This window comes from Bradyrhizobium sp. CCGB12 (assembly GCF_024199845.1).
GTDB lineage: Bacteria > Pseudomonadota > Alphaproteobacteria > Rhizobiales > Xanthobacteraceae > Bradyrhizobium.
This window is the reverse complement of sequence record NZ_JANADO010000002.1, coordinates 349,237-369,049: the sequence shown is the minus strand read 5'-3', so window position 1 is coordinate 369,049 and position 19,813 is coordinate 349,237. Positions and strand designations below refer to the sequence as shown.

Here is a 19,813-nt window from a genome sequence, read left to right as displayed (position 1 = left end):
TCACCCACCAGGCGAAACACGCTGATGAGGCAAATGCCAACGGCAGCGTCTTGGGATCAAGGCTGGAGCGCCCTCCCGGCCTCAACGTGAGTCGTTGGCGGTAAGTCAGCCCAAGCGATTTCGCACGCGCTAACGAATCTAATGACGCTATACGCATCGAACAACATCAGAACTTCCTGGCCCGAGCCGCACGCAGGCGATCGAAAGAGCACTGAGTAGCGACACCCTGGCGCGGGAATTCGGGGGACGCCTGGGCTGTAGCAACCCAGTGCGGCTGTCCGCTTTCCGGTGGACGGATCAACGACTGGGTGTGGAATGTATTGAGCCAAGGTCAATTGTGTGAGTTCGCGCCAACAATTTTCCGCGCCCACAGCATCCTAACCTAGGTCAATACGGTTTACTTTTAACCAATAGAGCAGGCTCGCCAACATGGGCCTACAGCACCGGCAGATGCGAATGTCACCTTTTGGCCGATTTTGTTGCAAAAGTCGGCTGTAACCGACGGATATCTTTCGGCCATTCGGTAAGGCCGGCCGGCTTTGATCCGCCGACCCTGACGCTCTCAACGCAACTCCTACGCTACGCAATGCACAGAGCATGAGCGGGGGGTGGTCGCGCAACGAGCGACGCGAGGCGCCTCAGATTTGAGCGATGGCAGCCAGAACAAACTCGTCCTGGGCGCCCCGTGGGCCACGAAGCCAAAGCCGACCAAGCCTCAGGATGCGCTTCAAGTGCGCAAACCGCATTTCGATCTTCTTGCGCTGACGTCGCAAGGTCGCGAAGCTCTCGGTGCCAGCGAACGACCGGGCGACATCCCGGGCGTGCTCATGTATGTCGCGCGGGATCTTGCGCGATAGCTCTTTTGGACAGCACTGCGGTTTAAGCGGGCATGCGTCGCAGTCGAGCTTGCTCGCACGATACAGAAGCGTTTTGCCCTCGTGCACGGTGCCGCTCGTCCCGAGCCGCTTTCCGCCCGGGCAGTGGTAGACGTCGCTGGTCGGATCATAGCGAAAGTCGCTGCGCGAGAAGGTAGCGTCATCTCGCTTCGACTTGTCGAACACGGGGGATATGTGGCGCGATGCCCTTCTCCTCGACCAGCCAGTTCAGCATCGGAGCAGTCCCGTAAGCGGTACCCCCGACAAGCCATTCCGGCTTGAGACCAAAGCGCTCCTCTGTTCGTTCGATCATTGTCCTCGCCGCTCCGACCTCGGCCTGGCGAATGGAGCGGGACGCCTCAACATCAACGATGATGCCGAACTTCACGTCGATGAGATAATTGTCGGAGTAAGCGAAGAACGCTGGTCCCTTGTGAGCTCCGGTCCACTGGGCCGCGGGATCGGACAGCGAGATGAACTTCGGGACAACGTCACTGGCCGCACCCCACGCCGTATCGTCGAGGGTTGCCAGATACTGCTTCACCGCGCGGCTTGACCTCGCCGGATCGCGATCCCTGCGCCAATTCTGACCCGCGATCGAGCGCTGCTTGTTGGCATCTGCCTGGATCAGGCTCGCGTCTACCGCAAAACCTTCGCCAGCAACCAGACCGGCCACAATGCACGCCTCGACGATATGTTCGAACACGCGACGAAGGACATCTCCCTCGCGGAAGCGCTCATTGCGGGCCCGCGAGAAGGCCGAATGATCCGGGATAGCATCCTCGATACCGAGCTTGCAGAACCACCGATAGGCGAGGTTCACCTGCACTTCACGGCAGAGCAGCCGCTCCGAGCGGATCGCGAAGACATATCCCACGATCAGCATCCGGATCATCAGCTCCGGATCGATCGACGGGCGACCCATGGACGAATAATGAGGAGCTAGTTCGCTGTGAAGCCAAGACAGATCGAGCGCAGTGTCTATCTTCCGCACCAGATGATCTTCGGGAACCGCGTCGCTGAGATGAAACTCGTAGAACAGTTGACCTTGGCCCATCATGGATCGACCTCGTCGCGATTCGCGTCAACACAACGGAATCATGCTGGCCCGCTCGTCTCAACTGATTTTTGCAACAAAATTGGCCCCAAGCTGAATACCACAAGAGTCGTCGCGACCTTCCTATCTGAGGGAAGCCGAGCCGCCCGACTGATAGACTGATGGCTGCTTTTGACCGAGGTAATCTAGGAACCGTCCTCAGGCGCGCTCGTTTCCTACGCATGAAGAAGCCCCTGGCGCCCCGCCCAGATGCTGCGCCGGGGCTTACGCCCGCTCTCGAGCGGAACATCCAAGCGCTAGTTGAACGCAGGAAGCGCGAGCAATCCGACGCGTCTATTCAGCAAAAGGTCGCCGATGCGATAACTTCGTTCACCGGCAGCATGCAGTTTGTTTATCTACACGTTTTTGTTTTTGGATTTTGGATAGCCGCAAACGTCCGGTGGCTCCCAGGAATTTCACCATGGGATGAAAGCTTCGTAGTGCTGGCTATGATCGCTTCCGTAGAGGCAATCTTTCTTTCGACTTTTGTGCTGATCTCTCAAAATCGTATGGCGGCCGAAGCGGATCAGAGGGCGGAGCTGGATCTGCAGATCAGTCTCCTCACTGAACATGAGATTACAAAAGTGGTCGCGCTCCTGAATGAAATGGCCTCCAAAATGGAGATCGATCCCCGCCAGAACGAAGAGCTTCAGGAAGCTGCCTCAGACATCGCGCCGGAGCGAGTTCTCGATAAGATCGAAGAGACTAAGGGCTAACGCCGCTCCTGCCACGACAGAAGCCGAAATGACTGCTTCTGGCACGTGGCTGGCTTCCGCCTCTCGTTTGTTCGCTTCCTCTATCCCGCGGACACATTCTACCGAGCGGCGTCATCCCGCAGCACCGAGAAGTCCTTAGAATGCTGACCCGCCTCGGCTTCCAAAAATCCTTCGGCGGCGAGGCCGCGTCTTAGCAACTCCCTTATCGCTGAGGCTCTGCTAGGCATCCGCTTCGCGAAACGCCACGTATTGAGGGCGCGAAGCTCCTCGCTCGACAGCATGATTTGGAGACGTTCACCCCTGCTCAGCTCGCCCATTTGAGACCTCCAGAGCATACAAGGTATCTAAGGCGTCTTTTACTCCTTTGGCTCTCAAGCCTCATTCACATAGGTTATCTGAAAGACAGCCCAGTTGGCCGAAAGTGCCAGCAACGCATTGAGCTACCTATCGTTTTCTTGATGGGGAGCCGCAGGAGGCGCAAGTTTCAATTCTAGCACGCGCATACTTGGCAAATTGGAAGCCGTTTGCGCCTGCCCGAAACAAGGAGCAGCGCCATGTCGAAGCGGCGTCGCTTTAAACACACCACAACTCTCGAAGAGCGCCTCGCGTTGGAGGCCAAGCAACTCCGCGGGCGCGCCGCTCAGCGTCCACCTGGAATAACGCGCGCAAAGCTGCTGCGAAAGGCTCGCCAGTGCGAGATGGTCTTGCACATGAGCGAGTGGCTTCGCTCACCCGGCGTTCGGCCACCGAAGTAGACATGGCAATCTCCATGGGCGAATCTTCCGGCCGCCAAGCATCACCGGAAGCAGACTGAATTGTTCAAAGGAGCTTACGAGGCGTGCGGCGAGTGTCCTGCGTCTTTCCAAGCACGATGCGTTCTTAGGTCGAAACGCCACTAACCCTCTGCTTTGGGATACGATGAAGCGCTGCCTCCATCACACGAAGTAGCAGCGCAACCTGTGCGGCCGAACTCGAGAAGCTGCGGAAGGAGGAGCTCTTCATCTTCCAGGCCGACCCTCCTCCGCCGCTGGATGCCGATCGCGTAAAGAATCGGGGCAGCTGCGTTCTCAAGGAAGAGCTGACGAACTCGACCGGTGGCAGTGTGCACATCGCCGACACGCGTATTTTTCCGATCTCGACCGACGTCGCCGCTGCGCACGTGGAGGTAGATCCCGGCACATGCGTGAGGTCCACTCGCATCCGAATGCGGACGAGTGACAATATTTCATCACAGGAAGGCCCGCATGACTGTCTTCGCTGCAGAGGGCAAGGCGCGCGTTCGACTTTCAGGCCGGCAACGTCAGCTACGTCCCGATATCAATGAGCCACTTCGTGGAGAACATCGGAAACGAGCCTCTCACCTTTCTCGAACTGTTCAGATCACCCGCGGTACATGGACGTCTGGTCGACGCTGACGTCGCCTGAAATCGTCCAGGTGCATCTCAAGATCGACAGGTCCATCCTCGAGGCACTGCGCAAGGACAAGAAGCCGGCTATGAAACGGCAATAAGCCGTCCGCAAAGCGCAGGCCGCAGAGATTGCCCGGCTGCTATTTCCGGCCGGACTCCGACGTCCCGGTTTTCGTTGCCGCGCTTCCTTGCGTCGCTCCGGGAGTCGTGCCGGTCGGGGACGCAGGCACGGATTTTGCCGGTGCGCTCGATCCGCCTCCATTGTTGTCCGCGGGCGTATTCAGGCTTGAAGCTCCTGCGCCAGTCTTGCCACCCGTGCCGGATGAGCTAATGCTCGAGTTCGTGCTGAATGGGCCCGATCCACTTTGTGCGCTGGCGGTAGATGTCGTGAAAAGGGCGACGGCGAGCGCGATCATCGTGAGATTCTTCATATCGGTTCCTTCCGTTAAGGGCATGGCATTGAAGCAGCGCGCAGCTTCATCGCCAAAGTCCTGTAGTCAAAATTTGTAGCAGTAACCGCTGCAGATGCCGGAAGTGCCTATCGAACGCCGCATTAGGAACCGCCGAATGTCCCTATTGTTGCCCGTCCAAGGGAGCCGCCCATGCGCAGCATCAACCTCAGTCAAGTTCTTCTCATCGCCGCCTTGCTCATCTTGCTCGGTCTTGCCGCGTTCGGCATCGCATGGGCTTGGAGCGCAACCAACGGTGTGGACGACGCCGCCATGGACGAGAACGGCTGGATTGCCCTTGGCCTTGGCTCGTTCTTCTCGCTGATCATCGGTTGCGGCCTGATGGCGCTGATGTTCTTTAGCAGCCGGCGGGGTTATGACGAGGCCGCCGATCCGTTTCGAAACAAGGAGCCCAAATAAGCGGGCTCCCCGCCCGTGTTTTCCGACAGCGACCCCGAGGCATGAACCATTCAACTCCGTCTGATTTTGCCAAGCATTGCTGTCATGGTCCTAAGACAGGTTGTTCATGTGAAGCGGCAGGGTACTGGTGTCATCGAGGGACTGCGATGCAATCGGCCAACGCGACCACCGTTCTCGGCGTCCTCATGGTAGTCGCTGGTCTCTACCTCATCTTCGCGCAATGATCGGTCATGCCATCCAAGATCGATTAGAGAGACCATCTCCCGCGATCGAACGCGAGGGTTTGAACTATGCCGGAACCTCCGGACCGCTTTTCGTTGGCGCTGACTTTCGATGAGGAGACTTTGGGCCGCGGTAGAGATAGCCGCACACTTTGATCGTTCTGTCATTGTCAGATGAAAACGGACAAGAGTTGCGAGGCTAAAGCCAGCTGGTCAGGGGGGCAGCGCGTGTCAAAGGGGCAACTAGAACGACCACCAAGCGACTACTTCCGCAAGCAGCCTAGGAATGAGCGAACACTCCGTCGTTGCTCTGGTGATCCTATGTCGCTGAGAAATTATTCTGGCTGATTGCCTTCGCCCGCGCAGGTTCGCTGGTCCAAGACGAGCGCCTCGCACTGCAACGCTGCCTCTTCAAACAGGATAAGGCTCGGACGCCTTTCTCTTGCTGCGCTGTTACAGTGTCGTAAGGGGCGCATCGATAGCTTGCAAGGTCAAACCGCGACCGGCGGGGATTCGATCCGACCGCCTCCTTGATCGGGAGCTACGATGCTGACCGCGGCAACGTCGGCGGGCAGTTTGGCTACCCTGGCAGAATGCAGGCTGGGTGTTCGGCCTCGAGGCTCAAGGCGACTGGGCCGATATTTCGGGGGCACCGCCAGCCTCGTCGTGCCAGCCGGCACGGTTCGCTCCAGGATGGACGCCTTCGGGCTGTTCACGGGAACGGCTGGGATCTGCGTGGAACAACGTGCGGCGCGGCAATCACCGACCGCAACTACCGGTTCCTCGCCGCGGGAGGCGGACGTCCGAGATCGGCCATAGCACGCGTCTCGGCGGGCGGTGGGTGCAGGCATCGAGTTCTTTTTGCCCAGAATTGGTCGCTGGGCGTCGGGTACTTCGAAACCCCCACAGCATCACCTACAACGTCCCCAGCGGTGGTGGCGTGACCGACTTCAACTCGGGGGGCGATACCGATCTTATTCTCGGCGCCTTCAAGTTCGAAGGGGCGACAGTCGCGCGATATTGAGTTGCCCCGCGACAGCCAAGCTCCACCAAAAGAGCGTTCCTGGCGATGCCGGGACCGTTCCAAGCATTTCTGCTACGCCAGACGTGGAGGGAGGCTGTTATGAATGGTACAGGCGGCGACGGCGGCGTGCCCAATGGCCACAGAGATCTGATGTAGATCGGTCACGATGTCCCCGACACCATAGAGACCAGCGACCGAAGTCCGTTGATGATCGTCCACCTTGAGATAGCCTTCAGCTGTGTGCGCGACGCCAAGTGATAGTGCGAGCTGAGACCGCACGTCGGCGCCCATGGCCGGGTATACAATATCGAACTGTAGTGTCGCCCCGGCGCAAATGGCCTCCAGCTTGTGACCGGCACGCCGGAATCTCACCTCCGGCGTGTCCACAAGCTGAATAGCAGCCTCGGTGATTGCAGACTTCTGGTCCTCGCTATCCATGCGCGTCGCAAGCACGGTTAAGTCCCGGGAGAACCCTCGCAGAAACAGCGCCTTGGGCGCAGCATGCTCCAGCGGCCCCACGACGGCGATACGACGCCCTATCGCTTCGTAGGCGTCACAAATCGGGCAATATCGCAAGAGCCCCTCACCGACGGCAAGTTGCCACTCTTCGCATGAGGGGCGGATGTCGACCAAGCCGCAAGCGAGAACGGCGGTCGCGGCATCGGCAGCTCCGCCGGTCCAGGTCGCACGAAATCCATGCTGCGTTTTGTCGAGAGCCGAGACCTCCGCATTGATCACAGGCACCTCGAGTTCCGAGAGTTGCGCGGACATCCGCGCCAGAAGCTCCGTTCCGGGTAAGCCGCCAGCAAAACCGGGTAGATTGTGGCTGCGGGGGATTAGCGCGGCGCGGCTTGCTCCAGCATCAATCACACAAACGCTGCGGCGGAAGCGCGCCAGGTAGATCGCTGCCATTAACCCGCCAGGCCCGCCGCCGACGATCAAGCAATCGAGGAACATCGCACCCTCATATGAACCACGTGATAATTAAGCCGATGCTCGCGGCAAAGATTGCGATCACCGTCGCGCTCGAAAGGATGTTGAGCGGCCGGCTGTTGACCTTGTCGCCCATGATGCGGCGGTTGTTGGTCATCAGCAGGATGAACAGAAGCAGCGGCGGCGTCGAAAATCCCTGAACGATGCCGGAATAGATCAGGGCTCGCATCGGGTTCAGTCCAAGAAAATTCAAACAGACGGCAACGACGGTGAAGCCGGCAATGACCAGATAGAACGTTGGCGCCTCCTTGGGCTTCGCATGGAGGCTGCTCTTCCAGCCCATGACTTGGCAAAGGTCGTAGGCGGCGCCGGTTGTCATTACTGGAATTGCCAGGAAGCCGACCGCGATGATGCCGAGTGCAAACAGGATGCCTGCAGCATCGCCTGCCAGCGGACGCAAGGCATCGGCAGCTTGCGCTGCGGACTCGATGTTGGTCTGGCCCGCTTTGAACAACGTTGCTCCGGTAGATAGAATGATGAAGTACATGATGATGTTGGAAAACAGCATTCCGATTACGATATCTTTTCGGGATTTTTGCAGGTCAGCCTCACTGGAGCCCTGGCGCTCGGCTACTTTGACCCGTCCCTGCGCAATCTTCTCTTCGACTTCTACGTTGGATTGCCAGGTGTAAAGATAAGCCGACAGGCTAGTGCCGATGATGGCGACGAGGATAGACAGGAACTCTCGGGAGAACTGGATTGTCGGCACGAACGTGCCGCGCAGAACCTCCCAAGGATCGGGTTTCGCAAGCAGTGTTGAGCCTACATAGGCGAATAGAACGAGCGCAAGCCATCGGAAGATGTTTCGGATCAGCTCGTAGGAGCCCCACACCTGCAGCGCCACCATAACGGCGGCAACGGCGACAACAACAATGGGCGCTGGAAGCGGAATGAAGAGCCCGAGAGCTGCTGCCATTCCGCCGAGAGGCCACAAGACCCAGCGCGGATAATTCTCCCGAATAACGTGAAACAGACCTTTCCCGCTCACCTGTCCGAGCTTGGAAGACAGGTACACAACCGCGAACATCATGGGGAAAGTGATGGGCGCGGTCCATAGGAGCGACGTGCCGAATTGAGCACCCGCGCCCGCGTAAGTTCCTATCGCAGAACAGTCGTCGTCTGCTGCGCCCGTCACCAACCCAAGGCCGAGTGCACGAGCAAAGGCGCGTCGATTTGAACCGCCGATTGACCGAGAGGGTGGCGGCTCTTTAGCCCGCGCTCCTTGCCGCATGATCAGACCACCGCGATCAATGTTGGTACCGAGCCAATACCCGTGCGATGCGAACGTTCCTGCAGCTCACCGCCGGCTCGGAATTAAGCGGCGAACTCGTGGGATCGAAGCTACGCACGAACTTCGTTTAACAGAGCATGATCCGGTCTTCATCCGAAAACAGATTCAATGAGATAGTCCATTTCGATCCCGATCAGCGATGTTCAGTGAACCGCGCCGCGTTAGCTGCCGGTGCGGCACGATCGCTGGTGCAAGCGCCGGTGAATCGCCGGCGATTCGCAATGGAAAATAGGGGGATTGTGGCCCTTCAAACCATTTCTTCGATGCCACTTGCGGACGCCATCCCAGTAGTCGCGCGGCGATGTCGATGACAGGCTTGCGGCGCTTTGGATCGCCCTTCGGCAGTGCCCGAAGGCGTGTTGAGAAACGCCGCGATGTCGCACGCGTCCTCCTGCGGGAGGCCATTCTGGCATGGCATTGCCCGGCAACGCCCGCTGCGGATCTTCGATCCAGGCGGCCATGTTGTCCGGCGAGTTCTGGATGTAGCCGTCCAGGGACGCCGCGGGGCCAAGCTCTTCGCGCTGGACGTCATCTTCCGAGCACTCGGGCTCCACGCCATTCATGGGCTCGCGGGCATCATTCCAGCCTCGCTTCGTCCTTCAGATCGCGGAGGCGGATCTCGGCCTGCTCCTTCCGAAGTCACGATCTCCGATTCATCGGGTATCCGCGCGAGCGGACCAGGCGCCTCGCCGCCCAGGTTCCGGATCTCGACATCTCTTCGCAGGGGGTCGAACGCATAAGCCGCCTCGATACCCGACAAGCCGACGGTGGCGAGCCCACTGCCCGCGATGAACGCCGCCTGCTCGAAACTGTCCGCTCGGCGGGGAGAGCCCGTGAGCGATGAGGCCGAAGCCGGTCAGCAGCAACGTCATCCAGGTCACGAAGGATGCCATCAGCACGGATGGGGCGAAGCTGGTCGACACGCCGGTTTTGCCGCGACGCATTCGCTTCCATAGCGGCAGCATCGCGAAGAGAAGCCGCCGCGACGCGTAAGGTGCCCCTGGATTCGCCGGGCACCCACCATGGTGTCGAAGACGTCTCTCGGAGCAAGTCCGAGAGACTGATCCCCTCGACGACCTCGATGATTTGGCGGATCAGTACGCCGGACGCCCGCGGCGGAGCAGCCGGTCACGGGTAGGTCCGCTGGCGATCAGCCGCGCGATCCGGCCGACATAGCGTTGGAGAAGAAGATCAAAAGCATCTGCCGAGGTTGTTAGGGGTGAGGTGACGCAGAGAGCGCAGCAGATCCGGCCCTCCGTTACGCGCCCAGCCGCAGCACGACGCAGGCGGGAACGCCGTGGTAGATGCGCGCTGGCTGAGACATCGCCATTGGGCGTTTCCAAGCTTCGCAGTAACCCATGTTAATGCTGGCGGACATGGCTTTGTATCAATAGAAACCATCGTGGCTCGGGCCGTTATCTCTGATGCACATGGACATGCTTCGACTGACCCTTCGTGAGCTTTTCGAGCATGCTGAGCTCTGGCGCTCGATGGGCCCATATCACGCCCGCCGCAGCGAAGCAGCCGAGATTTTCCGCCGTCTGACCGAGACTGCCGCATTCGTCGACGAAGACGTCTTGTGGGCTTACGCCGAGCTGTGGGAGGGGGAAGCTGACAGGCAGGCGCACTCGAGGCTCCTGAGAACCGTGGGCTTCGGCTTTACGCCGGAATCAGCTTCTGAATTCGTCGCTCATTTCATTGCGGAACGCACCGGCGGCTTTCGCGGCCGGGACTTGAAAACGAGGGTCGGCAAGTAGTGCGCCGCTGCGGCTTGAGCCGTCGCTCCGATGTCTCAAGTCGGACGGCGATTTTAGCTTCCACAACTCGCAACCTCAACGCCGGCACTGCTCGTCGCTGACCTTCTCCATCAATCGACACGGGAGATCGTCATCACCGCGCCGCTCCGCCTTGCTGGCCGCGGCTTTGGTGATCGGCATCCTGATCTCGCGGCGGCGCTAGGCGGGATCGCACATCGCATTCCGCAGGATGGCAAGCCCCCGTGCCTTGGATCAGTGCTGCGAGCTCACGTGCACACGAAGCTCCGTCTCCTGCCAAGAGCAGCCTGCGCGCTGGGACAGCTCATTAGCTGATCACGGCGTTCAGGATGCGTGCCGCCGGAAACGGCTTATGCAGGAAAATCGTGCGGGGGCGGAAGCGATGCTGTGTGAGTGCCCGACATCACAACGATCAGCAGGGTCGGGCAAACTCCGCCGACTCGCCGCCGGTCATCCATCCGGCCAGGTTTATGATCTGTAAAGAGCGCTCTGAATTCGTTGCGGGGTCGCGGCCACAATCAACTCCGCAGCCTTGGCGGTTTGCGCACTGGACAATCTCGAAACCTTCATCCTTGAGAAGGTCAGCCAAGATCTCGCGCTGGAGGGATCCATCCTCCACCAGCAGCATGGCCGATTCCGACATCCCGACTAGCTTTTGTTGATGAAGCCTCGCTTCATCCTGTTCAGGATGGGCGTCGTTCTTTTTGATAGCGCGACAGGGCGGATGTACCCCTGCGCGCCGCGAGGCCCCGGTCCTACCCTGGGGGGCCTTTTGCTCTTGCCCTCTTTAAGGCCTAGGAAAGAAGGACTGAAGCGCATAGCTGCGCGCAGCCTCAAAGCTGAACTGGAGTCTGTGACGCGGTCCATTCTGCCGCTGTTACTAATTTTGTTAGGGACGGTTGCATCTCAAAGGTCGGCAGGAGCAGACCCAGCTCTTCCACCGAGCTTCGAACAATCGCTGGGAGAAGCCCGTGAACAGGTCAATCGGGACAATGAGGACCTCTTGGAACTGAAGCAAGGCTGGTTTGCGGAAAGATGATGGGCATTGCTGATGTGGTCCAAATGAGAACGCGTCGCGATGTTGTTCAGGCCGTATGCGTCGTCGATCACATGTACCCGATCATCGGTCAGGAACGAGAGGCGAGGGGGCCGTTTAGTGACGACGGCAAGCCATCGAGATTGACGGAAATCACTCTCTTTCGGGGCAGATCATGATGCAGATCGCGACTTAACCGCCGAACTTCTGCACGCGTACGTCGATCCGATAAAGTGGATCGCCCTCGCGAGTGACAACGAGGGACCAGCTGCCGCCGCTGGAATGTAGATTGGTTTCGATGTCTTTCACAGTTTTAACCGCCTCTCGCCAAGCCGTCTCATCGTCCGGCAATTCTTGCATCTCGTAGGAAAGGTCGCCGTTAGAGACCTTGAAGGAATACTGTGCCATCCAGCCAGAACGAACGTGTTGTCACGCGGGTTCCTGGGCAAGAGTCCGCTCTTGATGCTGTAGACGGCTCCTGACGGGGACGAGAGTGCCAAAGGAGTGAGGCGGTAGCGCATCGGGGCGAGGAACGTCCGCTAACATCAACGAGATCGACAATTGCGAGCGGCTCGGAAAAGGGTGGTGATTCCTTCCGTTGGTGGGCTTGGCGGATGGCGATGTTATGCTCGCTCAGAGAAGCTCTCGAACCGGACGAGAAACGCGCCTTGAGCAAGGGAACTGATGATGAATATCATGCGGCTGTCGCTGCGATGTCCCAGTCAGGGGCCCCCTCTTCCTCGATGGAAGTCCCGAACACACCACAAGAGGCAGCTCATTGATCAATTGGCAGCGAAGTATAGGCGAGACGCCGGGACCGCCGATTGGAGGCCCCGTTGTCTTTCAGCTTCTGGCCTTAGTTCAGACTGTACGCCTCCTGCCAATCCCCGCCGGAGGTCTTTAGCCGTCTGGCCATATGGTCTGCTCCGGTTCCCTCCATCGTCTGCTCGGCTAAAAGCACTCGCATCCTCAATTCTTCCAGTTGCCCAGCTGAGAAGCCAGCATTTCAAGACGTTCACGAAAGAGTACGGCATCATGTAAATAGCAGAAGGGATGCATCGTCAGTCGGTGCTTCCTAGATATCGCCCAGCGCTGGGCCCACCGGGAAATTCTGGCAAGTCCGGCAAGAGCGCGCCTCTTACATTCAGCAAGTTGCGTCGCAGCAATCAAATGGACGCGCAGTTCTTCCTTTGGGTGAGGCTGCGTTCCCCCCGCTGTTCGGCGTGCTAATTGTTCTCTTCAAACGGGAAGGGCACGCCGCTAAACTGGCTTCTGGTCATTTCACAGATGAAGAGAGTAGATCAGCGTGATGGCCCTAGCTGAACCATAATGATCTTAAAATGTCGGCGGTAAAGTGGGCGACGGGCCCGTTTGTCTTATGCGCCACTTATGACCCGAAGGAGCGGCTTGCTTGAAAGGTCCGTGCTGTGCTTCTGCGGCGGCGTTGGGCCGCCGCAGTCGCATCGGAACGCCGCCGGGGCGAGGCGGATCATCGTCCTCGCCGTCCAGGAATCGCCGCGCAGCTAGAATGTCGGCAAGCCGGATGGCGTGGCCCATGCCGGGTATCTCACGCAATGCGGGACAGGATTCGACCGCGAACATGTCGGACGCCCAAGACGACAGGATGATCCGCTTCTCCGGGACGGAAAGGGTTGTGTCGTTCAGCACGTCGTCCGGAGACGCGTAGTGCGCGGCGGGGTGGACGAAGGAATTCAGACTACCGGAATTGGTCGTGGCATTGGTCATCGTGGTCTCCCTTACGCTCCCTTCTTGGGGGGATAATCCGAGTTGCCGGACGGCGGCCGGGCCGCCGTCCGGGTCGCTAATGGGTGTTGATGGCGATCCGCTTGACGCCCGACCGCGAGTTCTCCGACTTTGGCAGCGAGACGGTCAGAACACCGTTCTTAAACGACGCCTCGACCTTATCCTCCTCGACATCGTCGATCGGGATCCGCCGTTCGAACGCGCCATAGCTGCGCTCGGTGAAGTACCTGCCTTCTTCGCGACGCTCGGCCTTTTTCTCGCCGCGGATGATCAGCACGTCCCCGGCGATTTCGATCTGGACGTCCTTCTCCGTCATGCCAGGCAGTTCGGCGGTGACGGTCAGCACCTTGTCGGTCTCGCCCAGTTCAAGCTTGGGCCCAGCCGAAGTGCCCTTCCATAAGGGGAGCCAGACCTGGACCGCCGAAACCGCGGAAAACGTCATCGAAAAGACGGTTCATTTCGCGGTGAAGCGCCGTGAACGGATCGTAGCTGCGCGACGGCGCAAGCTCCTGATTCCGCGACCAGGGAATGAGATCTCGAACTGCCATGATGCTCTCCTTCTGCAAGCGACAGGGAGCGCGACCGGTTTTGCGCCGGCCGCGTTCCTCCGTCGATCCTTTCGATCGGTGTCAGGCCGCCTTCTGCTCGATCTGTGCCGAGGTCGGGCTGCCGCCTGCGATCTGGATCCGGCGGGGCTTCATGGCCTCTGGCACTTCGCGGACGAGATCGATGATCAGCAGCCCGTCCTGGAAGGACGCCTGCTTGACCTGGACATAGTCGGCTAGGTTGAACACGCGCCGGAACGGACGCGCGGCGATGCCCTGGTACAGGAATTCGCCGGCCGCCTTGTCGGGCTTCCTGCCTTCGATGGTCAGCGCGTTCTGCTCGGCGGTCACGGTGATGTCGTCGGCGCCGAAGCCGGCCACCGCCAACGTGATCCGGTAGTGGTCCTCGCCGGAGCGTTCGATGTTGTAGGGCGGGTAATTGTCCTCGGTCGCCTGGCGCAGCGCGCTGTCAACGAGGCCGGCCAGATGGTCGAAGCCGATGGTGGAGCGCCACAGGGGCGCGAAGTCGAAAGTGGTTCTCATATCCAAGTCCTCCTAGGAGCAAGATGGTTACAAGAAGCGCAAGACGGCGGTCCGAGGACCTGCCGGCCGACGCCCGTGCTGGACCCGTGGAGGCGTCCGGCACACCGCACTCGCGGCGAAAAACGACTTAGAAAAGCCCAATGGCGATTCAAGAGGGCCGTTCGAAAATTTTTCGACGCGCGGTGATTTGGTTAACGCTGGTCCGGTATTTGGTGCGGCGCACGACCGGTATCTTGACAGCGGTTTCGCGCCGAATAATTTTCGCGCCGGGAATTCGCTTCCCAGTTTCTCGAACCGAAGGATATGAAAGACCGTCAGGAGTGGCGATGATGATCGATGAAGATCTTGCCCGTATCCGTGCGCACCGCAATAACATCCACCGGTATCGACGGCTCAAGAATACCAAGCTGTCGGACCTCGAACGCCAGTTCGTCGAACGGCGTCTTTTCGAGGAGGAGGCCGCACTGGCAGCCCTGGCTTCCAGGACTTTCCCGGTCGCCTTCACTCTGCCCGAACGATCGCCCGAGCTGGCAAGCGTGAGGGCGGCGTCATGACTGACGTCCGGACCTTGCTGATCCACGGCAGCGAGAAGGTCATTGACCACTATCGCCTGCTGCTGGCGAACGCGAAGACCGAGCGGGAGCGCGAGCTATATCTCAGCCGGATCGAACGCGAGCAGAGGCTTCTCGACCAGCTTGAGGCCGGCCTACTGAATGGGGTCGCTGCCTGACTTCTCGCCACGGCGATGATCGCTTTGCGGGTTCGACGTCATGCTCCGGCGGCGCGGACGCGGCCGATGGAAGTGGGCTGTCTGCGCCGCCCGAGGAGAGGTGGTCATGTCGGCTCGGAGTGCAGTTGTGCGGGAACCCGATACAAGGCCGATGGCTTCATCGGACGTGAGCTGGGCTTGCTGGCGCCCCGCTTACCCTGGAGACGGCCCGAGCCTTTGTAGCTGGTCTCGCCGTGATCGGGACGAAGGTTCATCTTCGCGGTCGAGCCGGGCATCTGCTGGCTTTGACTGGGCTACGGCGGTTTCAGATAGTCGGGCATCAGGTCGTTCTCCGCGAGTCGAGAGCCTGACAACCGGCTCAACGCTTACCCTGATGCTACGAGAAGCAGCACCTTCTCCTTCCACATTCGGTACTTCCACGCGGTATCGTCGCGGTCGTCTCGGCCACCGGCTCATAGGCGGACTCGGACAGCGTCGGCTTGAGTGCGAGCCAGGCGAGTTCGAAAGCGGATCGCCATTCTTCGAATGTCGCTCCGTGATCAGTGCCAGGATAGAGTTCGAGTTTACTAGCTCCACCGGTCGACGTCCTTCAGGACGCCGGCGCGCTCCCTGATGTTGCCGATCCGCACGTCCCCGAAATAGACGTCCAAGCCTCGAGGTGCGGGTTGTCGTGCGGCTTGCGGGTGAGGGTTGGCTCGGCCATGCGAAGATTTATGCCGCCTTATCGGCCCGAGTCGAATCTTCAATATCTTGTGGTGGTTAGTCGGCATTTGACACCGCATGGGCCACTGGCAGAGGTGGTTGAAACTTTTGCGCTCGCGAGCTCTTGACGGATTCGGAAACCGCTGCGCATAACGCTGTCCCATCGAAATCTGCCGACGGTTGCGTCGGCGCTCTGAGGACCAAACCCGTGTCGAGCTTGCGCTCACATATCGTCGCACCAGCCGCCGCCGCGCTGCTGTTTATTCGGTCGTGCGATTGGTCGCGCATGTGCGTGACGGGACAAGGTCCGAGCTATCTGACGAAGCCCGAAAATCTCTTGACACCACTAGCAAGAGCGTAAGGCGGTCGGGACTCTCCCTCCGCCAGATCAGGCGGAGAAGGGCATTGACCCAACAGACCAATCCAGGACTCGAGAAGCGCGACGACAGGACGTTTTCTTCCCCGGTAGCGCTCGCCTTCGTGCGCACCGTCGTGGCGCGCCGGCGCATCTCCGAGGCCGAAGCCCGCCAGATCTATCTCGACTACCTCAACCGCGCTGAGCCGGAGGGTCCGCGCGCGACGTGACCTGTTTGGACTTCAGGATGGTCGCCCCTGCCGCATAAGGCGATCCGCAGACCGGTGCCGGTCTCCTTCAGTGGAGCGGCAAACGGCGGTTTCAGGCAGCGCATGTTTTGATGAAAGCTTCCGCCTGCATAGCTCAGCTTGGCAGAGCAGCTGTTTTGTAAACAACAGGTCGCGCGTTCAAACCGACGCAGCGGGCACCATCAACGCGCGGGTGGCGGAACGGTAGACGCGCCGGACTTAGGTACCGGTTCTTCGGAATGACGGGTTTGAATCCCTCCTCGCGCACCATTGCCCGGGTAGCCAAACGGTAAAGGCCGCCGGCAAACCGTTTCATCTGGAGGTTCGATTCCTCTCCGGGGCACCACGGAACATTCCAACATATCGGCAATTCACTGGGCAGCCAAGGAGGCTGCCATGCTGATCGGACTCCTCATCACGATTTTGGTGCTCGGGTTAGTGTTGTATTTCATCCAGATGCTGCCGTTGCAGCAGCCTTGGAAGAACATTGCGTTCGCGGTCGTGGTCATCATCGCGATCTTCTCGCTGCTCCCCTACATACCTGGTGCAGCTGTCGTCTAGGCCGTTCCTGGGCAGACGCCGGTCGCCCACTCAATCCGCAGCTTGAGCAACCGGATCTGCCGGTTACGCGATTGCTGCCGGAAGAATTCGCTGTCGAAGCCAACCCTGATCGATCCGCGCCAGACCAACCCCCCTCGAGCGCGCTTCCGTGGCTGCTCGGTACCGTTGGAGCCGGGTCAGGTTGTCCCACCATTCTTGTAGCGCCTCATCTCGCGCGCCAGAACTGCATCATGCTTGCCCTGTAGAGGTGCTCCCTTTGGACCTACGAGTAACGTCTACATCGATCTTCCGATTTATCAGCTTCCACTCTAGCTTTCGTCATAGGGTGCGGCTACGCTTCCTGGCTCGCCATAATCGGCGACCGCAGCCCAGCGGAGCCAACCATTCGAAGTGCTGGAACTGGCTTCGCACGGGCGACCAGCGCCGCGGCGGGGGCGAGCCCTCGATGATCGCCGGCATTACCCGCCAGATCATGCGCGACCATGCGATCGATCCGAAGCGCGTATACGTCGCGGGTCTGTCGGCCGGCGGGGCCGCCGCCGCCATCATGGGCGCAACGTATAGCGACCTGTATGCGGCGGTCGGTATTCATTCAGGCCTCGCGTGCGGAGCCGCGAGCGATCTTCCCTCCGCGTTCGTCGCCATGCGGCAGGGAGGCGGCTCCAAGGCAATTGCGGATGGCAACACTTCTGTGCCGACCATCGTTTTCCATGGCGATCGCGACACTACGGTTCATCCAAAGAATGGCGATCAGATAATCGAGCAGTCCGCCAGGGCAACGAGGCCGACGACGAAGGTACTTCGCGGACGCGTACCCCACGGCCATGCCTATACTCGCACCATCCTGATCGACGGGGCCGGTCGGGCGATCGCCGAACACTGGAACATCGATGGCGCCGGACACGCGTGGTCAGGCGGCAACCCCACCCGGATCCTACACTGATCCGCAAGGACCGGATGCGACGAGGGAAATGCTGCGCTTCTTCCTCGAGCATTCGCTCGGTGGGTAATCTGGCTTCACAGGGCGCTCAGTCGGCTTGTGGGCGGCCCTTAGCCGAACATTGATGATCCCAACGTGATGTCGCCTATCGGCGGTAGACGTGACGCCGGGCGACACTGGCCTTAACCGCCGCTCTTGACCCGGAGCGTAAGTCAACCAGCACGCAAGTCTGCATCTCGGCTAGGATTTGGCGCATGCCGCTCACTAGCCCAATAAGCCGTATGATCCAAGGCGGTCACAAGAATATGCGAAGGAGGAAGCGCGCCTGCGACCTATCTTCGGGTCAGTCCTGGTGGAAATCCATCACGTTAGAAGCACCGCCGTGCCAAACCCAGCCGCGAAAGGCGAAATCGAATACTTGCGGTGATCACGCTCGCCGGAGCGATTCGAAGATTGGACGCAATCGCTTGAAGCGTTGGGCGATCGATGCGGAGGCGATCTGTCGGAGGGCCATCATTTCTTCAATCGCGATGTGGCGGGTGTCCCGACGCACAAACTTCATATCCACATGCAGATCGACAGAATGTTGCTCTTTCGAGTACCTGCGACAGCACCCAGTGGATCGGATGAGATACCAAGAACTAAAGCTTAAGCTGGAACGGGAGAATACTAGCGGAATTCAAGAGTACCTCGTCGCCAGAAGAGTCGTTCATCAGCGAAATTCTCTCTGGCCTCGCTTGATCCGTTGCAATTACAGCCTAGCTTGAGTGGAGATTGATCAAAACGAGCTTCGCGACCAACTCGGTCGACCGGGCTTGCCAATTTGATTGTCCTGCCAGCAGCGCCGACGGATAACAGTGCCCCAGACGCTGGGTCGCACGCGCGTTCATGCCGACCGTAGCAGCCAATGCCTTACAAGACATCGACCCTTAAGATTATCTGCCCGGAAACGTCAGTCGCCCGGTCATATCCGACACATCTTTACCATGCTATCTTCGTGCCGCTGGGACGTATTGTCCCACGCAATCACATCGGTCCGACGCACCCGCAGTTACTTGCAATGGTGTTATCGAGGAGGTTCCGATGTTTGCCAACCGTCGCGATTTCCTATTATCCGGAGTCTGCGCCGCTTCCGCGGCTCTATTCTGGAGTGCAGCCGCTCGGCTCAAGGCCGAAGAAATCGAGCCCCCGCCAGAAACCACCACAGTCCGCCTCGCGAAAGGCCCAAGCATCTGCATCGCTCCTGTCTACGTGGTGCGCGACCTGCTGAATGCCGAGGGTTTCACCAACGTCGTTTATGTCGAAACCGGCACGTACATCGGTAGTGGTGCGTCACAAGACAAAGCGAACTGGAAAAGCGATGTTGACTTCAACTTAAATTTCTCTGGTCCGCTTCTTCTTGAGATCGATAAGGGCTTGAGCACTACAATTTTGGCCGGGATTCACGTCGGCTGCTTCGAGCTATTCGCCAAGGACGGCATACGCAGCGTTGCCGACCTGAAAGGTCGAACCGTCGGCATTCAATCGCTAGAGTCGCCCCCGCATGTGTTCTTGAGCGCGATGGCTACACTAGTTGGACTCGATCCCAACAAGGATTTCGAGTGGGTGACGAGCGCGAAGGTCAAGCCGATCGAACTGTTCGCCGAGGGAAAGATCGACGCCTTTCTTGGATTTCCTCCAGAACCTCAACGTCTGCGCACGCAGAACATCGGTCATGTTATCGTCAACAGCGCGCAGGACCGCCCTTGGTCGCAGTATTTTTGCTGCATGTTGGCCGGGAATCGGGAATTTGTCCGGAAGAACCCCGTGGCCACCAAACGGTTAGTTCGCGCCATGCTGCGCGCGACGGATCTATGCGTGAGTGAGCCCGCTGTTACTGCGCAGCGCATGGTAGAAAGAGGGTTCACAGCCCGCTTGAACGACGCCGTTCAAACACTTGCGGAGGTGCCTTACAGCCGCTGGCGCGACTACGATCCCGAGGACACGATCCGCTTTTACGCGCTCCGTCTGCGCGAAGCAGGCATGCTGAAATCAAACCCCGCGAAACTCATCGCGGATGGGACCAACTGGCGATTCCTGAGCGAAGTTCGAAATGAACTTGGAGGCTGATTCCGAGGCGG

The 19,813-nt window shown here is 59.5% G+C and carries 18 protein-coding genes, 1 tRNA gene and 4 pseudogenes; 12 read left to right on the top strand and 11 right to left on the bottom strand.

The window, feature by feature from the left end; genetic code table 11:
- Window positions 1-579: 579 nt before the first annotated feature.
- Window positions 580-1,935, bottom strand: a pseudogene (locus tag NLM27_RS43120) (IS1182 family transposase).
- Between the two features lie 218 nt (window positions 1,936-2,153).
- Here NLM27_RS43120 and NLM27_RS43115 point away from each other — a divergent pair.
- Entirely contained in the window at window positions 2,154-2,687 is a 534-nt protein-coding gene (locus NLM27_RS43115; protein ID WP_254149369.1) for a DUF1003 domain-containing protein, read from the top strand.
- A gap of 98 nt (window positions 2,688-2,785) precedes the next feature.
- Here the strand turns inward: NLM27_RS43115 and NLM27_RS43110 are convergent, their stop codons facing one another.
- Window positions 2,786-3,004, bottom strand: a complete 219-nt coding sequence (locus NLM27_RS43110) for a hypothetical protein (protein WP_254149368.1) — start codon at window positions 3,002-3,004, stop codon at window positions 2,786-2,788.
- 1,694 nt (window positions 3,005-4,698) lie between these two features.
- On the opposite strand from NLM27_RS43110, the gene NLM27_RS43100 reads away from it, so the two are divergent.
- Window positions 4,699-4,965: a hypothetical protein gene (locus NLM27_RS43100; RefSeq protein ID WP_254149366.1), complete on the top strand. Its 267-nt coding sequence runs from the start codon at window positions 4,699-4,701 to the stop codon at window positions 4,963-4,965.
- Between the two features lie 1,317 nt (window positions 4,966-6,282).
- On the opposite strand, the gene NLM27_RS43095 is transcribed toward NLM27_RS43100, so the two are convergent.
- From NLM27_RS43095 to NLM27_RS43085, 3 genes are all read right to left on the bottom strand, one after another.
- A complete protein-coding gene (locus NLM27_RS43095; protein WP_254149365.1) occupies window positions 6,283-7,167 on the bottom strand; it encodes an NAD(P)/FAD-dependent oxidoreductase in 885 nt (294 codons plus the stop codon).
- Between the two features lie 7 nt (window positions 7,168-7,174).
- Window positions 7,175-8,434, bottom strand: coding sequence for an NRAMP family divalent metal transporter (locus tag NLM27_RS43090; RefSeq protein WP_254149364.1), 1,260 nt, complete (start codon window positions 8,432-8,434; stop codon window positions 7,175-7,177).
- A gap of 221 nt (window positions 8,435-8,655) precedes the next feature.
- Complete coding sequence (locus NLM27_RS43085) at window positions 8,656-9,057, bottom strand: cytochrome c family protein (protein ID WP_254149363.1); 402 nt, start codon at window positions 9,055-9,057, stop codon at window positions 8,656-8,658.
- 277 nt (window positions 9,058-9,334) lie between these two features.
- Between NLM27_RS43085 and NLM27_RS43080 the strand changes: the two genes are divergently transcribed.
- On the top strand, window positions 9,335-9,487 hold the full coding sequence (locus NLM27_RS43080; protein WP_254149362.1) for a hypothetical protein: 153 nt from the start codon (window positions 9,335-9,337) through the stop codon (window positions 9,485-9,487).
- Window positions 9,488-9,930: 443 nt separating this feature from the next.
- A complete protein-coding gene (locus NLM27_RS43075) occupies window positions 9,931-10,251 on the top strand; it encodes a hypothetical protein (protein WP_254149361.1) in 321 nt (106 codons plus the stop codon).
- A 430-nt stretch (window positions 10,252-10,681) separates the two neighbouring features.
- On the opposite strand, the gene NLM27_RS43070 is transcribed toward NLM27_RS43075, so the two are convergent.
- The 5 genes and pseudogenes from NLM27_RS43070 to NLM27_RS43050 form a co-directional block, all read right to left on the bottom strand.
- The gene (locus tag NLM27_RS43070; RefSeq protein WP_254149360.1) at window positions 10,682-10,897 is read right to left on the bottom strand and encodes a response regulator; all 216 of its coding nucleotides are present in this window, start codon (window positions 10,895-10,897) and stop codon (window positions 10,682-10,684) included.
- A gap of 600 nt (window positions 10,898-11,497) precedes the next feature.
- Window positions 11,498-11,713: a DUF6894 family protein gene (locus NLM27_RS43065; RefSeq protein WP_254149359.1), complete on the bottom strand. Its 216-nt coding sequence runs from the start codon at window positions 11,711-11,713 to the stop codon at window positions 11,498-11,500.
- A gap of 927 nt (window positions 11,714-12,640) precedes the next feature.
- On the bottom strand, window positions 12,641-13,051 hold the full coding sequence (locus NLM27_RS43060; protein ID WP_254149358.1) for a hypothetical protein: 411 nt from the start codon (window positions 13,049-13,051) through the stop codon (window positions 12,641-12,643).
- A gap of 76 nt (window positions 13,052-13,127) precedes the next feature.
- Window positions 13,128-13,617, bottom strand: a pseudogene (locus tag NLM27_RS43055) (Hsp20/alpha crystallin family protein).
- A gap of 81 nt (window positions 13,618-13,698) precedes the next feature.
- Window positions 13,699-14,157, bottom strand: a complete 459-nt coding sequence (locus tag NLM27_RS43050) for an Hsp20 family protein (protein ID WP_254149357.1) — start codon at window positions 14,155-14,157, stop codon at window positions 13,699-13,701.
- 140 nt (window positions 14,158-14,297) lie between these two features.
- Here NLM27_RS43050 and NLM27_RS43930 point away from each other — a divergent pair, with 140 nt between their 5' ends.
- Together NLM27_RS43930 and NLM27_RS43040 are read left to right on the top strand one after the other, a co-directional pair.
- On the top strand, window positions 14,298-14,711 hold the full coding sequence (locus NLM27_RS43930) for a hypothetical protein (protein ID WP_309144819.1): 414 nt from the start codon (window positions 14,298-14,300) through the stop codon (window positions 14,709-14,711).
- Window positions 14,708-14,887, top strand: a complete 180-nt coding sequence (locus tag NLM27_RS43040) for a hypothetical protein (protein WP_254149356.1) — start codon at window positions 14,708-14,710, stop codon at window positions 14,885-14,887. Before NLM27_RS43930 ends, NLM27_RS43040 begins: the two co-directional genes overlap by 4 nt.
- Before the next feature lie 188 nt (window positions 14,888-15,075).
- Here NLM27_RS43040 and NLM27_RS43035 read toward each other — a convergent pair.
- Window positions 15,076-15,207 (bottom strand): annotated as a pseudogene (locus NLM27_RS43035) (NAD(P)-dependent oxidoreductase); the annotation flags it as partial.
- Window positions 15,208-15,994: 787 nt separating this feature from the next.
- On the opposite strand from NLM27_RS43035, the gene NLM27_RS43030 reads away from it, so the two are divergent.
- The 6 genes and pseudogenes from NLM27_RS43030 (at window position 15,995) to NLM27_RS43010 (ending at window position 19,802) form a co-directional block, all read left to right on the top strand.
- Window positions 15,995-16,174 (top strand): hypothetical protein, encoded by a 180-nt coding sequence (locus tag NLM27_RS43030; RefSeq protein ID WP_254149355.1) that lies wholly within the window; start codon window positions 15,995-15,997, stop codon window positions 16,172-16,174.
- Between the two features lie 122 nt (window positions 16,175-16,296).
- Window positions 16,297-16,374 (top strand) — tRNA-Thr (locus NLM27_RS43025).
- A gap of 214 nt (window positions 16,375-16,588) precedes the next feature.
- Window positions 16,589-16,753 (top strand): Thivi_2564 family membrane protein, encoded by a 165-nt coding sequence (locus NLM27_RS43020; protein ID WP_254149354.1) that lies wholly within the window; start codon window positions 16,589-16,591, stop codon window positions 16,751-16,753.
- Between the two features lie 328 nt (window positions 16,754-17,081).
- Window positions 17,082-17,763, top strand: a pseudogene (locus NLM27_RS43015) (alpha/beta hydrolase family esterase); the annotation flags it as partial.
- A gap of 255 nt (window positions 17,764-18,018) precedes the next feature.
- Window positions 18,019-18,120, top strand: coding sequence for a hypothetical protein (locus tag NLM27_RS44305; protein ID WP_375142364.1), 102 nt, complete (start codon window positions 18,019-18,021; stop codon window positions 18,118-18,120).
- A gap of 656 nt (window positions 18,121-18,776) precedes the next feature.
- Window positions 18,777-19,802: an ABC transporter substrate-binding protein gene (locus NLM27_RS43010; RefSeq protein ID WP_254149353.1), complete on the top strand. Its 1,026-nt coding sequence runs from the start codon at window positions 18,777-18,779 to the stop codon at window positions 19,800-19,802.
- The last annotated feature ends 11 nt before the right edge of the window (window positions 19,803-19,813 follow it).

Bases quoted from the DNA above. Each gene is read 5' to 3' on its own strand.
- NLM27_RS43115 (WP_254149369.1), top strand. From the start codon at position 2,154: ATGAAGAAGCCCCTGGCGCCCCGCCCAGATGCTGCGCCGGGGCTTACG.
- NLM27_RS43110 (WP_254149368.1), bottom strand. From the start codon at position 3,004: ATGGGCGAGCTGAGCAGGGGTGAACGTCTCCAAATCATGCTGTCGAGC.
- NLM27_RS43100 (WP_254149366.1), top strand. From the start codon at position 4,699: ATGCGCAGCATCAACCTCAGTCAAGTTCTTCTCATCGCCGCCTTGCTC.
- NLM27_RS43095 (WP_254149365.1), bottom strand. From the start codon at position 7,167: ATGTTCCTCGATTGCTTGATCGTCGGCGGCGGGCCTGGCGGGTTAATG.
- NLM27_RS43090 (WP_254149364.1), bottom strand. From the start codon at position 8,434: ATGCGGCAAGGAGCGCGGGCTAAAGAGCCGCCACCCTCTCGGTCAATC.
- NLM27_RS43085 (WP_254149363.1), bottom strand. From the start codon at position 9,057: ATGAATGGCGTGGAGCCCGAGTGCTCGGAAGATGACGTCCAGCGCGAA.
- NLM27_RS43080 (WP_254149362.1), top strand. From the start codon at position 9,335: ATGAGGCCGAAGCCGGTCAGCAGCAACGTCATCCAGGTCACGAAGGAT.
- NLM27_RS43075 (WP_254149361.1), top strand. From the start codon at position 9,931: ATGCTTCGACTGACCCTTCGTGAGCTTTTCGAGCATGCTGAGCTCTGG.
- NLM27_RS43070 (WP_254149360.1), bottom strand. From the start codon at position 10,897: ATGCTGCTGGTGGAGGATGGATCCCTCCAGCGCGAGATCTTGGCTGAC.
- NLM27_RS43065 (WP_254149359.1), bottom strand. From the start codon at position 11,713: ATGGCACAGTATTCCTTCAAGGTCTCTAACGGCGACCTTTCCTACGAG.
- NLM27_RS43060 (WP_254149358.1), bottom strand. From the start codon at position 13,051: ATGACCAATGCCACGACCAATTCCGGTAGTCTGAATTCCTTCGTCCAC.
- NLM27_RS43050 (WP_254149357.1), bottom strand. From the start codon at position 14,157: ATGAGAACCACTTTCGACTTCGCGCCCCTGTGGCGCTCCACCATCGGC.
- NLM27_RS43930 (WP_309144819.1), top strand. From the start codon at position 14,298: ATGGCGATTCAAGAGGGCCGTTCGAAAATTTTTCGACGCGCGGTGATT.
- NLM27_RS43040 (WP_254149356.1), top strand. From the start codon at position 14,708: ATGACTGACGTCCGGACCTTGCTGATCCACGGCAGCGAGAAGGTCATT.
- NLM27_RS43020 (WP_254149354.1), top strand. From the start codon at position 16,589: ATGCTGATCGGACTCCTCATCACGATTTTGGTGCTCGGGTTAGTGTTG.
- NLM27_RS43010 (WP_254149353.1), top strand. From the start codon at position 18,777: ATGTTTGCCAACCGTCGCGATTTCCTATTATCCGGAGTCTGCGCCGCT.